We start from the raw sequence: 14,670 nt of genomic DNA, 5'->3' as shown, positions 1-14,670 counted from the left end.
TGTCGGGCACCGCGCGCGTCACTTGCGGCGACAGCGTCAAGCTGCTGGCCGAGAACGAGTCGACCTACATCCCGATCGGCATGACCCACCGCCTGGAAAACCCGGGCAAGCTGCCGCTGCACCTGATTGAAGTGCAGTCGGGCAGTTACCTGGGGGAAGACGACATCGTGCGTTTCGAGGACGTCTATCAACGTGCCTGACCGGCGCGCCTGATTCTTGAAGCATCGTTCGCGTCATTTCACGCCGCCCGCGCACCAGCGCCGGCGGCGTTTCTCTTTTCCGCCGGCCGCCTAACGTGCGTTCATCATCATGCGAGGGGCATACAATGCTTCGTCGAGAACCGGTTCGGGAGAGACCATGAAGACGATCATTGCGGCGGGCGGCGTGCTGCTCGCGCTTGTTGGCGGGGTGGCCCGGGCCGGCGATATCACCGGCGGCTCCAGCCTGCTGGACGACGGCCGCCACGCCCAGCTCGAGCGCTGGCTCGGCGCCGGCGAGTTCAACCTGAACAACGTCTACACCCTGCGTCCGGGCGATACCTCGGTCAATTTCCACCAGGCGGCGGACGGGAAGGGCGCCACCTTCACCCTGATCGAAGTGACGAACACGGCCGGCCAGACTTTCCTGGTGGGCGGCTACAACCCGCAAAGCTGGTCGGCCACCGACGGCTGGCACGAGACCGAGCGCGACTTCCAGCGCACCGCCTTCATCTTCAATTTCACCACGCCGGCGGTCTACCGCCAGGTCCCGACCAGCTTCGAGCTGCCCAGCCAGGGGCAGCGCCAGACCTATAACGACATCCTGTTCGGTCCCGTGTTCGGTTCCGGCCCGGACCTGCTGGTCAACAACGACCTGACCCACGCATTGTCCTGGCAGCTGAGCTACGGCAACCCGGACAACGAGGGCGTCAGCATCATCGACGGCAGCCTGCTCGGCCAGACCGTGAACGTGAACGCGATGGAGATCTTCGCCATCGCGCCGGTGCCGGAACCCGCCTCGGGCGCGATGCTGCTGGCCGGGCTGGGAGTGGTCGGCGGCATGCTGCGCTGGCGCCAGCGCAAACGTGCGGAGCGTCTCGCGTAAATTGTCCGCATTACAATTGTGGCATCATGAAAGGGAGCAGCTGTGCTCCCTTTTTTTGACCTCCAGATTGCCGATGATATCGATCCGACGCCTGTTCCTGACTATCCTGCTGCTGGCCACCGCCGCCGGCGCCCGCGCCCAGTTCACCAGCGCGCCCAGCCTGCAGCCGGCCCAGCTGGCCATCGTGATCAACGACGCCGAGCCGAACAGCGTCAAGATCGGCGAGTACTACCGCAAGCGGCGCGGCATTCCGGCAGCGAACGTGGTGCACGTCAGCATTCCGGACAAGCCGCACGGCATCAGCGTCGAGCGCTTCCGGCTATTGAAGAAGGAGATCGACAGCCACCTCGGGCCGAATATCCAGGCCGTGCTGATGGTCTGGACCGCCCCCTACATGGTCGACTGCAATTCGATTACCGGCGCCTACACGCTGGGCTTCGACGCCTCCCAGTGCGCGAAGACCTGCGCCAGCGGACGTTCCAGTCCGTATTTCAACTCCAAGTCCACGCGGCCGTTTACCGACCTCCAGCTGCGCCTGTCCATGCTGCTGCCGACCGAGTCGGTGGCGGACGCCAGGGTCCTGATCGACCGCGGTGCCTCGGCCGGATTCCGCATCGTGCCGGCCACCGCCTATTACCTGGTGACCTCCGAGAAGGCGCGCAATTCGCGCGCCGGCTTCTTCCCGCCGCCCGGCCGCATCGAAGCCAGGAAACTCAGCACCAAGACCATCCATGGCGACGTGCTGGAAGGCGCGAAGGACGTCATGATCTACGAGACCGGCATGGCCCAGGTCGACAAGCTGGACACCCTGCATTTCGTTCCCGGCGCCCTGGCCGACCACCTGACCTCGCTCGGCGGCGATCTGCTGGGGGATGGGCAGATGAGCAGCCTGCGCTGGCTGGAAGCGGGCGCCACCGCCAGCTACGGCTCCGTCAGCGAACCCTGCAACTACTGGCAGAAATTCCCCAACCCGACCGTGTTGCTCAAGCACTATGTGCAAGGCAATAGCGCGATCGAAGCCTACTGGAAGAGCGTCGCCTGGCCCACGCAGGGGCTGTTCATTGGCGAGCCTTTGGCTGCGCCTTACCGCAAGCGGCTTCGTTAGAGGCGAGGGCAGGCGGCTTGTTTTGTATCCTTTTCGCCACCTTTCTCTGCAGTAACGCATCCTACCCAAAATGGGTGAAGCCCGCTTCCCTCTAGGGCTCCCGCCCTTTGGCGATTTATTCGTCAAACATATCAATTCTCAAAGCAAATCATATTGTTCAGTTGATCTTGCTTGGTGCATATTAAAATCCAGCCCAGTCCCGCAGATAGACCTATGCATACCTAGCCCATGGCTGCACATATTCTCGTGGTCGAACCCGATCCCGCCATCCGCCAGTTGCTCGAGCTGAACCTGACCAGCGCCGGGCACGAGGCCGACACCTGCCTCGACGCCGAGTCGGCGCTGGTGCTGATGGAATACAGCCTGCCCGAGATGCTGCTGCTGGAATGGGACTTGCCCGGACAAACCGGCGAGGCGCTGATCCGCCGCCTGCGCGCCCAGACCAAGACGCGCGATCTGCCCATCATCATGGTGTCGGGCCGGGCAGGGGAGCACGACAAGATCCTGGCGCTGGAGTCCGGCGCCGACGACTACCTCACCAAGCCCTTCAATCCGCGCGAACTGCTGGCGCGCATGGGCGCGGTATTGCGGCGGCGCGTGCCGCACGTGTCGAGCGAGACCGTGCAGATGGCCGGCCTGCGCCTCGATCCCTGCACCCAGCGCGTGATCGCCGGTTCGCGCCAGGTGGCGCTGGGAGCGGTCGAATTCCGCCTGCTGAACTTCCTGATGCACCATCCCGAGCGCGTGCACACCCGGTCGCAGCTGCTGGATAAAGTCTGGGGCCGCCACGCCGTGCTCGACGAACGCACCGTCGACACCCATGTCGGGCGCCTGCGCAGCGCGCTGCAGCCCAGCGGCCACCAGGAGCACATCGAAACCGTGCGCGGCACCGGCTACCGCTTCGTGGCCTGGAACGCGCGCGCCGACTGGTCCGGCGCCGCTTGAGCCCGTCCCTCGAACCGGTCGTCATCCTCAGCCGGCAAGAGCAGGAATACCTGCTGCGCACCATCGAATCCGGCCTTCGGGTCGTCAGCATGCGCCAGTTCTTCCTGTGGACCCAGGGCCAGCTGCAGACCCTGCTGCCGCACCAGGTGATGGTGGCGCTGCAGTTCGCGCCCTCGGGTGCGCTGCGGCGGCTGGAGTGCCTGCATGCGACCGTGCTGGCGCCGCAGCGCGAGTCCTTGCTGGCCGACCGTCGCGATGGCCTGGCCTTGCGCGTCGCCCGTCATTGCCTGCAGGGCGCGCGGCTGCCGGCCATGGCCGACGTCGCCGTGGACGGCGGGGATCGCCAAGCCGGCGTGCTGGGCGGCTTCGGCAAGGAGCTGCGCGAAGCGGGCTTCGAGAGCGTGCTGGTGCACGGGACCGGGACCACGGCCGAGGGCGCAAGCGTGTTCATGCTGTTCGGCCTGCCGATGCGGCCGGGACCGCGCCATGCCTATTTCCTGGAATTGTTGCTGGCGCATCTGCACCTGGCGCTGCTGCGCCTGCCGTCGCCGGAGAAGCGCGGCGCCGGCGCGCCGGCAAGACCGCTGAGCGCGCGCGAAGCCGAGATCGTCGGCTGGCTGCGCGAGGGGAAGAGTAACGAGGAGATGGCGCAGATACTGGGAATCAGCGCCCTGACCGTCAAGAACCACCTGCAGCGGATCTACCGCCTGCTGGGTGTCGGCAACCGCGCGCACGCACTGGCGCGCTGCCTGGAACTGCGTCTGCTGTAGGGTGGGGTAACTCAGTCCGGGGGACTGCGTTACGTGCCCACCATTGCATGCTGGAAAAGCCTAGATATTGGTGTTGCCTGCTGCCGCTTCCAGCTGGGCGCGGCGCATGGCGTCGTAGCGGTAGGCTTCGGCGTTGCCGTCGATAATGCGCAGGCTCTTGCAGCCCTCGGCGGCGCAATCCGGCTGCGGCATCGTGCTGCTGGCGACCTGGGCGGAGGCGCCGGACTGTCCGGACGCAATCACTGCGGCGGCGGTCTGGGTCGGCTGCTCGGCCTGGCCACCGCCGCAAGCGGCGAGAATCACGGCGATGCTGAGGGCGGAGACGGAACGGATGGCGTGAAGTTTCATGGTGCGGAAGAGGTCGCGTTCAACAGATGGGCTATTGTAGGCAGGAAATTTTCCGCAGCTCAACATTTTTTTAGTTGATTTAGTGCAAATATTGAAATATCGAAAGAGTTTTGTCTGGAAATAGGCGTAGTTCCGCGATGATCGCAGAAAATATCCTTGAGGAAATTTTCGATGCGTTGATGCAACGTCGTGTCGAAACGACGTCATCCATACAAATTCTTGAGAAATTTGATTGAACAATTTCCCATAAGTGGGAACTTGTGCTAGTGCATCAACTAGCCGAAGGGCGGAAGCCGGGGAGGGCGCCGGCGCAGGTCGCGGACGATTCCGCGGCCTGCGCCGGCAATCCTGCGGCGGGGTCTATCAGTGGCGGCGGCGCATGCGGGCGCCCAGGCCCAGCAGGCCGAAGGCCATCAGCGACAGGGTTGCCGGTTCGGGCACAGGATTAACCGGAGGCAGGTCCGACAGGGCGATGTTGTCGACGCCGATCTCGCCCGGACCGTTGTCCAGGCCGGTGCACTGGAAGTTGTCGTCGCAGCGGAAGCCGATGATGGCGATCTCAACGAAGTCGGTCATCGCGAACGTCGCGCCGTCGATCGTGCTTCGTAAGAGGTCGGCATCGGCGGCGTCATAAGTCTGGAAAGCGATAGCGTCCGGGATATTGAACTGGATCGTCTCCGTGGTTTGGTCTGCGCGCAGGCCGATGATCTGAAGTGCGGCGGGAATGGCAGGGTAAGTCACGCCCGGCGTGGCGATGAAGCTGGCATCCAGGCTGGCGAAGCGGAAGGTCGAACCCGTCGGCGCCGTGATGATGTCGATCAGGCCGCTGTTGAACAGGTCGAAGTAGGTGGTCGGGTTGTTCGTCGGGCAGATGCTGGGGGCGCAGGTGGCCGGATCGCTGCCGTCGATGAAGCGGCCGATCAGCACAGAGCCGGGCGAGGCCGTGCCGCCCGGGGCCTCGAAGGAGACCGTATAGCCGTCTTCCTGGAAGCTGCGTCCGTTATACGCCGGGCCGGTCTGACCCTCGAAAGTGATGACGGCCGCCTGGGCCGCGCTTACCGAGGCCAGGGTAAGTATGGCGGCGCCGAGCACGCGCCTGAGTACACCGCCGCGAAGTGTGGTCTTGTTCATATGCTTACCTTTTTCGTTGGAGTGAGCGCGGATGCGCGGCTTGCGGGACTGCTAATTCTGCTCAAAAGATTAGCACGAAGTATATCAATAAAGATAACTTTTGTTCGATGACGAACACACAAAAGAACGTTCGCCAATGGATGAGTTCGGCAAACCAATATTTGCAAAAAATGCAATGTTGCAAGGGGAAACGCTGGTGTTTTTCGATGCGGAGTGGATTTTCTAATAAGCATCAAGCGCACGGTTGACGCTGGCATGGCTTGAAGCGCATGATGGTCGGATGCGAACCTTGATCCTTTTACTACTGGCCGGCTGCGCCGCCTGCACCACCGCGGCGCCGCAAGCACCGCGAGCACCGCAAGCACCGCAAGCACCGCAAGCACCGCAAGCACCGCAAGCACCGCAAGCACCGCAAGCACAGCAGGCGCCGCAGAGCGACACCCTAGCCCGCATCCGCGTCCTGGCCGGCACGCCGGCCTGCTCCAGCGACGCCCAATGCCATTCGCTGCCCTTGGGCACACGCGCCTGCGGCGGACCGGAAAGCTACCTGGTCTGGTCGTCGGCAAGCACCTCCCAGGCCGAGATCGAGGCCCTCGGCGAGCGCTACAAGGAAGAGCGGCGCGCCGCCAATGCCGCGTCCCGCAGGGTCTCGACCTGCCAGTTCCTGATGGACCCGGGCGCGGTCTGCCGCGCCGGCACCTGCCAGCCGGGCTCAGGAGGCTTGCCGGAAGTGCGTTGACCCCTTTGCTGGGGGAAGCCGCCTTATCTTGATTTAATTCATAAAAAGAAATTGTCTGTGCGTCTAGGCGCATGGTAGCCTTGCACGGCTAAGAGCGTCTAACAAAACCTTCAGGGCAAGGGATGCGGCCTACCGACGCAGCGTCGAAGACAGTACGCTAGTACGGCGAGACGCTGCAACGCCGCCATGGAGGTTTTGTTAGGCGCTCTATGGTTCTCAAAGGCACAAAGGAGTAGAAATGGTTTCAAAGCTGTACCGGCGCGCAGGTTTCACGCTGCTCGAACTGCTGGTGGTCATCGTCATCATCGGCCTGCTGGCCGCCTATGTCGGTCCCAAGTATTTCTCGCAGCTCGGCAAGTCCGAAGTCACCGTCGCGCGCGCCCAGATCGAAGCCTTCGAAAAATCCCTCGATACCTACCGTCTCGACGTCGGCCGCTACCCGACCACCGAGGAGGGCCTGAACGCCCTGATGACCGCGCCGCCCACCGCCGCCGGCAAATGGAATGGACCCTACCTGAAGAAAGGCGTGCCGGCCGACCCCTGGGGTCATGCCTACCAATACCGTGCGCCCGGCGCAAAGAGCGAGTACGAGATCGTCTCGCTGGGCAAGGACGGCCAGCCCGGCGGCGCCGGCGAAACGGCCGATATCAGCTCGCAATAAGCGTTTCCTCTTTTCTCTCTCCGGCTTCCATGCAGTTCGCGGTTCGCACCCTCGCTCCCGACATGACCATCGCCAGCGTGGTGGTCGATGCCTCGGATGAGGCGGACGCGCGCCGCCAGGTCGAGGCGCGCGGCCTGTATGTGAGCGCGGTTGAGCCGGCGCGCGCGGCGGGCTTCGCATTCCGGCGCGGTGGCGGCGGCAAACTGTCGCTGGTGCTGTTCAGCCAGGAGCTGCTGGCCTTGCTCACCGCCGGCCTGGGCATCGTCGAAGGCCTGGAGGCCCTGCTGGAAAAGGAAGCCAGTCCCGCTACCCGCGCGGTGCTGGAACGCCTGCTGGCCGGCCTGCGCGAGGGCAAGCGCTTCTCCGGCGTACTGGCCGAGCAGCCGGCCCTGTTCCCGCCGCTCTATGTCGGCATCGTGCGCGCCGCCGAAGGCACCAGCGACCTGCCGCGCGCGCTCGAACGCTATATCGAATACCAGCAGCGCATCGATACCGTGCGCGCCAAAATCGTCAGCGCCTCCATCTACCCGGCGATCCTGCTGGTGGTGGGCGGCGGCGTCTCGATCTTCCTGATGTCCTATGTGGTGCCGCGCTTCGCCGAGGTCTACCAGGGCGCCGGCCGCAACCTGCCGTGGATGTCGCGCCTGATGCTGGAGTGGGGCCAGTTCGCCGGCCGCCACGCCGGCGGCCTGCTGCTGTCCTTCGGCGCGCTGATCGCACTGGCCGGCTTCGGCATCCGCCGCGCGCTGCGTCAGGGCGGGGCGGCGCGTTTGCTTGCAAAGCTGCCCGGCATCGGCGAGCGTGCCCGCGTGTATGAACTGTCGCGCCTCTACCTGACCCTGGGCATGCTGAACGAAGGCGGCATCACGCTGGTGAGCGCGATCGAGACCGTGCAGGGCATGGTCTCGCCCGGCATCCGCGCCGGCCTGCGCGCGGCCAAGGGCGCGATCGAATCCGGGCGCCCGCTGTCGGACGCCTTCGAGGCCAATGGCCTGACCACGCCGATTTCGCTGCGCATGCTGCGGGTGGGCGAGCGCACCGGCGAGATGGGGCCGATGCTGACCCGCTCGGCCGCCTTCTACGACGGCGAGATCGGGCGCTGGATCGACCGCTTCACGCGCACCTTTGAGCCGCTGCTGATGGCCGCCATCGGCCTGGTGGTGGGCGCCATCGTGGTGCTGCTCTACATGCCGATTTTCGACCTTGCCGGAGACATGTCGTGAGCGTTTCAAGCGTCGATATGTTCGACCCCGGCCTGCTGGCGCGCGCGCGCTCGCAGAGCCGCCAGTCGCAGCGCTCGCTGGTCGAGGAGCTGCAGGCTTTATCGGGCCAGGAACCGCGCCAGATCGTGCGCCAGCTGGCCGAGCCCTTCGGCCTGACGGTCATGGAGACGCTCGAGATGTTCGGCCAGCAGCCGGCCTTCGACCTGCTGCCGCTGGCGCTCGCGCTGGCGCGCCATTGCGTGCTGCTGCGCGATGCGCAAGGCCTGCTGACCGGCGTGATCGCCGATCCGTTCGACCTGGATCTGCAAACCTGGCTGGCCGCGCAGGCCGGCTGCACGGCGGCGCGTCCGCTGCACCTGCGCCTGGCGCTGGCCGGCGACATCCAGGCCTACCTGGGCAAGCAGGAGGAATCGGCGCGCGCGGTCGATACGCTGGTCGGCGACAGTGGAGAAGGGCGGCGCGACGGCAAGACCGCGGCCGTGCTTTCTTTTGCTTCGGTGTCGGAAGGCGCCAGCCCGGCCGTCAAGCTCGTCAACTCCACCCTGTACGATGCGCTGAAGGCCGGCGCCTCCGACATCCACCTGGAGAGCACGGCCGGCGGCCTGGCCGTTAAATACCGCGTCGACGGCGTGCTCGATCATGCGGCCTCGGTCGGCGGCATCGAGCTGGCCGAGCACATCATCTCGCGCCTGAAGGTGCTGGCGGAACTCGACATCGCCGAACGCCGCATCCCGCAGGACGGCAGCTTCCGCGTCGAATCCGGCGGGCGCGAGATCGACCTGCGCGTCTCCATCATGCCCAGCATCCACGGCGAGGATGCGGTCATCCGTATCCTCGACAAGCGCGCCATGATCGAGTCCTACGGCGCCTTGACGCTGGAGGCGCTGGGCTTCGACGCGCCTTCGCTGGCGACCCTGCGCAGCCTGGCCCAGGAAGCCTACGGCATGCTGCTGGTGACGGGGCCGACCGGCTCGGGCAAGACCACGACTTTGTACGCGGCTCTGACCGAGATCCACAACGGGCGCGAGAAGATCATCACCATCGAGGACCCGGTGGAGTACCAGCTGCCCGGCATCCTGCAGATTCCGGTGAACGAAAAGAAGGGCCTGACCTTTGCGAAGGGCCTGCGCTCGATCCTGCGCCACGACCCGGACAAGATCATGGTCGGCGAGATCCGCGACCGCGAGACCGCGGAAATCGCGGTGCAGTCGGCGCTGACCGGGCACCTGGTTTTAACAACTGTCCACGCCAACAACGTGTTCGACGTGTTCGGCCGCTTCACCCACATGGGCATCGATCCGTATGCCTTCGTCTCGGCCCTGAACGGCATCTGGGCCCAGCGCCTGATCCGCATGAACTGCCCGCACTGCGCCACGCCCTACGAGCCGGACGGCGCCGAACTGGCGTCCGCGCACCTGCAGCCGGAAGAGGTGGGCGACTACCTGTTCATGCGCGGGAAGGGCTGCGGCGACTGCCGCGGCACCGGTTATAAAGGCCGCCGCTCGATCGCGGAGATCCTGACCCTGAACGACGAGATCCGCGAGCTGATCGTCGACAAGCAGCCGATCCGCCGCATCAAGGCCGCCGCCGCGGCGAACGGCACGCGCAGCCTGCGCCTGGCGGCGCTCGACCTGGTCAGGCGCGGCGCCACCACCATCGAAGAAATCAAACGGGTGACCCTGCATGCGTAAGTGGTTCGGACAGTCCTTGCGGCTGGGCCTCGCGCCCGACGGCCTGGCGCTGGTGCGCACCAGCATCTGGCCGCACGAGCGCGCCCAGTTGCTGGCGCAGGCGCGCTTCAAGGAAAACAATGTCGACGCCGTGCTGCGCGAAGCCGAACGCATCCTGGCGGACCACGAGCGCGAAGGCTGGGCCCTGCGCGTGGTGCTGTCCGACGAACTGGTGCGCCTGTGGCAGGTCGCGCCGCCACCCGGCGCCGCGCGCATGGCCGACCTCGAAGCCGCCTGCGCGCTGCGCTACCAGACCCTGTTCGGCGCCAGCCCGGCCGGCTGGCAGATCCGCGCCGACTGGAGCGCCACCCGGCCCTTCCTGGCGTCCGCCGTGCCGCAGGCCTTGCTGGCGCAGCTGCAGCAGGCCGCCGCCGGCCAGGGCTTCCGCCTGGTCGAGGTCGTGCCGCAATTCGTCGCCGCGCTGAACCAGCACCGTTCGATGCGCCGCCCCGGCGCCTGGTTCGGGGTGGTGCATGGCGGGGTGCTGAGCGTGGCCGCCTTCGACGGCGCGCTGCTGGCGGCGGTGCGCACCGCGCCGATCCCGGAAGGCGCCGACCGCGACTGGCTGGAAGGCCACGTCGCCCGCGAAGCGCTGCGGGTGGGCCTGGGCCGGCCGGAACGCCTGCAGGTCTGCGGCCCCGCGCCCAGGGGCTGGGCCAGCAGCGCCGGGCGCCTGAAGTTCGCCTGCACGCTGTTCGAGGACGAACTCGATCCGCTGTGGCCCGACAGCGCCCGGCTGGCGATGACGGGGAGCGCGCCATGAAGAAGGTGAACATCGATTTCGCGCCGCCCAGCCTGGCGCGCAGCGTCCTGCGCACGCCGCGCCATTCGTGGGCCATGTTGTGGATCGTGTTTTTCGTCGCCATGGCGCTGGCCGGCGCGCATGCCGGGCTGCGGCGCGAGCAGGGCGAAGTCGAGCTGTTGCGCGCGCAGGCGCAGGCACGGGTAGCCACCCAGGCGCAGGCGAGCAGGGCGCCGGTCGCTGTGCGTCCGCCGGTGCCCGAGGCCCAGGCGAATGCCGTGAACGCCGCCGTGCTGCAGTTGAACCTGCCCTGGCGCGCGCTGCACGACGCGGTGCAGGCCGGCACACCGGCCACGATCGCGCTGCTGGCGCTGGAGCCGGACGCGCGCCGCAGCACGGTGCGCATCACCGCCGAGGCCAAGAGCAGCGACGACATGATCGCCTACGTCGAGCAACTGCAGAACGGCGACTGGTTCAGCGCCGTCAGCCTGACCCGCCACGAGATCAACGAGCAGGATCCGAACCGTCCGATCCGCTTCCAGCTCGATGCCCGATGGAGGCCCGCGCAATGAAGCAGCCGGCCTTCGGTCCGCTCGCGCTGCGCCTGCAACTGGCGCTGCGTGCGAATCCGCTGCCGGCGGGCGCCGGCGTGCTCCTGCTGGCCTGCGCCGCAGGGCTGGCATGGACCCTGCATGCGAACGTCGAACTCGACGCCGAACGCGAGGCCCTGCTGGCCGCACGTGCTGCGCGCCAGGCAGCGTCTCCGGCCGCCGCCGCCTCCGCAACGCCGGCACTGCAGGCTGCGCCGGCGCCGGCGCCGCCCGCGGGCAGCCTGGAAGCCTTCTACGCCGCGCTGGGCCCGCGCCGCTACGCCGAGCAGCAGGTCAAGACCCTGTTCACGCTGGCGGCAAAAAGCGGCCTGTCGCTGAGCCAGGGCGAATACAAGACCGCCTACGACCGCAACGCGCGCGTGAGCACCTACCAGGTCAACCTGCCGGTCAAGGGCAGCTATGGCGCGATCTGGCAGTTCGCCTTCGGCGCGCTGCGCGCGATCCCCTTCGCCTCGCTGGACGACGTCAGCTTCCGCCGCGACAGCATCGGCGACCCGGCCGTGGAAGCGCGGCTGCGCCTGACCTTCTATTTGAAGGACGCGCCATGAAGCCGCGCCACCTCGTGCTGGGCGCGGCCCTGGCGGGCGCCGCGCTGCTGGTGCTGTTCGGCGACCGCACGCCGGATACGGACGTGGCCGAGGCGGTCGAACGCACACCCGCTGCGCGTACCGCCACGCTGGTTCCCGCGCCTGCTCCCGGACTTGTCTCCACCATGGCACCTGCCGCGCGTGCGCCCGCCGCCGAGGGCAGTGCCGCCGCCGGCGGCGCGCCCATCCTGGCCCTGGTCCCGCGCGAAATCCTGATCGGCGACAGCGACACCCAGTTCCGCCAGGCCGAAAATGGCGTCTTCGGGCGCCAGGACTGGACGCCGCCTCCGCCGCCGCCTCAACCTGCGCCGCCGCCTCCGCCGCCGAGCGCGCCGCCGCTGCCCTTCAACTTCATCGGCAAGTCGGTGGCCGACGGCGTCTGGGAGGTCTACCTGGCGCGCGGCGACCGCACCTACGTCGTGCGCGACAAGACCCTGATCGACGGCACTTACCGGGTCGACGCCATCGCGCCGCCGGTGCTGACCCTGACTTACCTGCCGCTGAACATCGTTCAGCAGCTCAATATTGGAGTGTTCGAGTGATGCCTCGTCCGTCGATGAATGTGGCCCTCTGCGTGGCGGTGGCCGTGCTGCTGTCGGGGTGTGCCGGCCAGATGGCCTACCGCGAAGGCAATGCGCTGCTGGCCCAGGACAAGGTCGAGGCCGGCCTGCTGAAGTACCAGGAAGCGGTGGCCGCCGATCCGACCAATGCCGCCTACAAGACGGCCTGGCTGCGTGCGCGCGACGGCGCCACCAACCGCCTGCTGACCCAGGCCGACCGCGAGATCGCCGACGGCAAGGTCCAGCCGGCGCTGGAGAACTACCAGCGCGTGCTGGCCATCGATCCGGTCAACGACCGCGCCCGCGCCGGCCTGCGCCAGGTCGAGGCCGACCGCCGCCATGCCGTGCTGTTCGAGGATGCGCGCGCCGCCATCGAGCGCAAGGACTATGAGGCCGCGCGCCAAAAGCTGGGCGCGATCCTGAGCGAGCGCCCGAGCCACGAGCCGGCGCGCCAGCTGCTGGCCGAGGTTAACGAAAAGAACGCCGCCGCGCCCGCCGAGGCGGCGCTGGCGGCGGCCTTCCGCACGCCGATCAGCCTGGAGTTCCGCGACGCTCCCATCAAGCAGATCTTCGAGGTCATCGCGCGCCACTCGGGCCTGAACTTCCTGTTCGACAAGGACGTCAAGACCGACCAGCGCGCCTCCATCTTCCTGAAGAACAGCACCGTCGAATCGGCCGTCTACTACCTCCTGATGACCAACCAGCTGGAGCGCCAGGTCATGGACGGCAACACCATCCTGATCTACCCGAACGTGGCGGCCAAGCAGAAGGAATACCAGGAGATGACGGTGAAGACCTTCTACCTGGCGAACGCGGAGGCGAAGAGCATCGCCAACACGCTCAAGACCATCCTGAAATCGCGCGACGTGGTGGTGGACGAGAAGCTGAACCTGGTGATCCTGCGCGACAGCCCGGAGGCGGTCAAGCTGGCCACCCAGCTGGTGCAGCTGCAGGACGTGCCGGAGCCCGAGGTCGTGCTCGACGTCGAGGTGCTGGAAGTGCAGCGCAACCGCCTGCTCGACCTCGGCGTCGACTGGCCGACCGCACTGTCGTTCGCACCCTTGAAAAATGTCGGCGACGTGCCGCTGACGATCGACCAGCTGCGCGGGCTGAACTCCGGGAACATCGGCGTGTCGGGCGTCTCGGCGGTGATCTCGGCGAAGAAGACCGACGGCGACGCCAACACCCTGGCCGCGCCGCGCATCCGCGTGCGCAACAAGGAAAAGGCCAAGGTCGTCATCGGCGACAAGCTGCCGACCATCACCACGACGATCTCCTCGGGCGTCGGCGGCTTCGCCTCCGAGTCGGTGAACTACGTCGACGTCGGCCTGACCCTGAACGTCGAGCCGACTATCTACCTGAACAACGAGATCGGCATCCGCATTTCGCTCGAGGCCAGCACCCTGGTCGACACCATCGAGACCAAGAGCGGCACCACCGCCTACCGCATCGGCACGCGCTCGGCCGCCACCATGCTGCAGCTGAAGGATGGCGAGAACCAGGTGCTGGCGGGCCTGATCAAGAACGACGAGCGCAGCAGCGCGTCCCACCTGCCGGGACTGGGCGACCTGCCGATCATCGGGCGCCTGTTCGGCAGCCGGCAGGATACCCGCGACAAGACCGAGGTGGTGCTGTCGATCACGCCTCACCTGGTGCGCAATATCCAGCGCCCGGCCGCCAACGCCGCCGAGTTCAACGCCGGCACCGAGGCCAGCTTCCGGCGCCGCCCGGACGGCACGGTGCGGCTGCCGGCCGCGCTGCCGGGACGTCCGCAGCCGCCTTTGCCGGCCGTGGCGCAGCCGGCGCCGGCGATGGTCCCGGCTACCAGCGTCAACATGGGTGGACAGCCCCCGAGCGCGCCGCCGTCGAACCCCGCGACAGCCTTGCCATCCACGCCGGGCGTGCAGGCAGTGCCGGTCCCGCAACCGGGCGTGACGCCGCTGCCGGCCAAACAATGATGCGTCGCGCGCGCGGCTTCACGCTGATCGAGCTGCTGGTCACGCTCGCCATCCTGGCATTGCTGGGGGCGATGGTGGCGCCTAGCGCCAGCATGGCCGTGCAGCGCCGCCACGAACAGGACCTGCGCCTGGCCCTGCGCGAGATCCGCCTGGCCATCGACGCCTATAAAAAGGCCAGCGACGAAGGCCGCATCCCCAAAACCGTTGGCGCGACGGGCTACCCGCCGAAGCTGCAACTGCTGGTGGACGGCGTGGTCGACCAGCGCAATCCGAAGAAGGCCAAGATTTATTTTTTGCGTCGCCTGCCGCGCGATCCCTTTGCCGGCGATGCGGCTTTGGACGACGCCCAGACCTGGGGCAAGCGCAGCTACGCCAGCGAGGCATCGGCGCCGCGCGAAGGCAACGACGTGTACGATGTGTATTCGCTCTCCGGCCGCGTGGGACTCAATGGCATCGCGTACAACAAGTGGTGAGCTC

Annotated in this window: 17 protein-coding genes; 15 read left to right on the top strand and 2 right to left on the bottom strand. The window is 66.9% G+C overall.

From position 1 onward, the window contains the following. From LQV39_RS20345 to LQV39_RS20325, 5 genes are all read left to right on the top strand, one after another. Positions 1–200, top strand: a 200-nt coding sequence (locus tag LQV39_RS20345; protein ID WP_374199450.1) for a cupin domain-containing protein, incomplete at its 5' end; no start/stop codon positions are given. Positions 201–357: 157 nt separating this feature from the next. Beyond that, a complete protein-coding gene (locus LQV39_RS20340) occupies positions 358–1,083 on the top strand; it encodes a PEP_CTERM-anchored TLD domain-containing protein (RefSeq protein WP_230028377.1) in 726 nt (241 codons plus the stop codon). A gap of 73 nt (positions 1,084–1,156) precedes the next feature. Then, positions 1,157–2,188 carry a TIGR03790 family protein gene (locus LQV39_RS20335; protein ID WP_230028375.1) on the top strand — a complete coding sequence of 344 codons (1,032 nt, stop codon included), beginning with the start codon at positions 1,157–1,159 and terminating at the stop codon, positions 2,186–2,188. Between the two features lie 228 nt (positions 2,189–2,416). Further along, positions 2,417–3,133: a winged helix-turn-helix domain-containing protein gene (locus LQV39_RS20330; RefSeq protein ID WP_230028373.1), complete on the top strand. Its 717-nt coding sequence runs from the start codon at positions 2,417–2,419 to the stop codon at positions 3,131–3,133. After that, on the top strand, positions 3,130–3,903 hold the full coding sequence (locus LQV39_RS20325; protein ID WP_230028369.1) for a LuxR C-terminal-related transcriptional regulator: 774 nt from the start codon (positions 3,130–3,132) through the stop codon (positions 3,901–3,903). Before LQV39_RS20330 ends, LQV39_RS20325 begins: the two co-directional genes overlap by 4 nt. 60 nt (positions 3,904–3,963) lie before the next feature. Here LQV39_RS20325 and LQV39_RS20320 read toward each other — a convergent pair whose 3' ends face one another. Beyond that, on the bottom strand, positions 3,964–4,251 hold the full coding sequence (locus tag LQV39_RS20320) for a hypothetical protein (protein WP_230028362.1): 288 nt from the start codon (positions 4,249–4,251) through the stop codon (positions 3,964–3,966). Positions 4,252–4,614: 363 nt separating this feature from the next. Continuing rightward, positions 4,615–5,382 carry an NF038120 family PEP-CTERM protein gene (locus LQV39_RS20315; protein ID WP_230028355.1) on the bottom strand — a complete coding sequence of 256 codons (768 nt, stop codon included), beginning with the start codon at positions 5,380–5,382 and terminating at the stop codon, positions 4,615–4,617. Positions 5,383–5,662: 280 nt separating this feature from the next. Here LQV39_RS20315 and LQV39_RS20310 point away from each other — a divergent pair, with 280 nt between their 5' ends. The 10 genes from LQV39_RS20310 to LQV39_RS20265 all read left to right on the top strand — a co-directional run bounded on the left by LQV39_RS20310 (position 5,663) and on the right by LQV39_RS20265 (position 14,666). Then, positions 5,663–6,121, top strand: a complete 459-nt coding sequence (locus LQV39_RS20310; RefSeq protein ID WP_230028349.1) for a hypothetical protein — start codon at positions 5,663–5,665, stop codon at positions 6,119–6,121. A gap of 238 nt (positions 6,122–6,359) precedes the next feature. Further along, complete coding sequence (gene gspG, locus LQV39_RS20305) at positions 6,360–6,782, top strand: type II secretion system major pseudopilin GspG (RefSeq protein WP_230028342.1); 423 nt, start codon at positions 6,360–6,362, stop codon at positions 6,780–6,782. A 29-nt stretch (positions 6,783–6,811) separates the two neighbouring features. After that, entirely contained in the window at positions 6,812–8,005 is a 1,194-nt protein-coding gene (locus LQV39_RS20300; protein ID WP_230028335.1) for a type II secretion system F family protein, read from the top strand. A gap of 17 nt (positions 8,006–8,022) precedes the next feature. Next, on the top strand, positions 8,023–9,696 hold the full coding sequence (locus LQV39_RS20295) for a GspE/PulE family protein (RefSeq protein WP_230028385.1): 1,674 nt from the start codon (positions 8,023–8,025) through the stop codon (positions 9,694–9,696). Next, positions 9,689–10,498, top strand: a complete 810-nt coding sequence (locus LQV39_RS20290) for a hypothetical protein (RefSeq protein ID WP_230028329.1) — start codon at positions 9,689–9,691, stop codon at positions 10,496–10,498. Before LQV39_RS20295 ends, LQV39_RS20290 begins: the two co-directional genes overlap by 8 nt. Continuing rightward, a complete protein-coding gene (locus tag LQV39_RS20285) occupies positions 10,495–11,049 on the top strand; it encodes a PilN domain-containing protein (RefSeq protein WP_230028323.1) in 555 nt (184 codons plus the stop codon). Before LQV39_RS20290 ends, LQV39_RS20285 begins: the two co-directional genes overlap by 4 nt. Continuing rightward, positions 11,046–11,636 (top strand): hypothetical protein, encoded by a 591-nt coding sequence (locus LQV39_RS20280; RefSeq protein WP_230028317.1) that lies wholly within the window; start codon positions 11,046–11,048, stop codon positions 11,634–11,636. The genes LQV39_RS20285 and LQV39_RS20280 overlap by 4 nt, the downstream gene beginning before the upstream one ends. Beyond that, a complete protein-coding gene (locus LQV39_RS20275) occupies positions 11,633–12,217 on the top strand; it encodes a hypothetical protein (protein ID WP_230028311.1) in 585 nt (194 codons plus the stop codon). Before LQV39_RS20280 ends, LQV39_RS20275 begins: the two co-directional genes overlap by 4 nt. After that, positions 12,217–14,193: a secretin N-terminal domain-containing protein gene (locus LQV39_RS20270; RefSeq protein ID WP_230028383.1), complete on the top strand. Its 1,977-nt coding sequence runs from the start codon at positions 12,217–12,219 to the stop codon at positions 14,191–14,193. Before LQV39_RS20275 ends, LQV39_RS20270 begins: the two co-directional genes overlap by 1 nt. Continuing rightward, the gene (locus LQV39_RS20265; protein ID WP_230028304.1) at positions 14,190–14,666 is read left to right on the top strand and encodes a type II secretion system protein; all 477 of its coding nucleotides are present in this window, start codon (positions 14,190–14,192) and stop codon (positions 14,664–14,666) included. Before LQV39_RS20270 ends, LQV39_RS20265 begins: the two co-directional genes overlap by 4 nt. Positions 14,667–14,670 lie beyond the last annotated feature (4 nt).

The organism is Massilia sp. Bi118 (assembly GCF_918697865.1).
GTDB lineage: Bacteria > Pseudomonadota > Gammaproteobacteria > Burkholderiales > Burkholderiaceae_D > Telluria.
The sequence above is the reverse complement of the archived record's forward strand: the minus strand, read 5'-3'. Positions and strand labels throughout refer to the sequence as shown.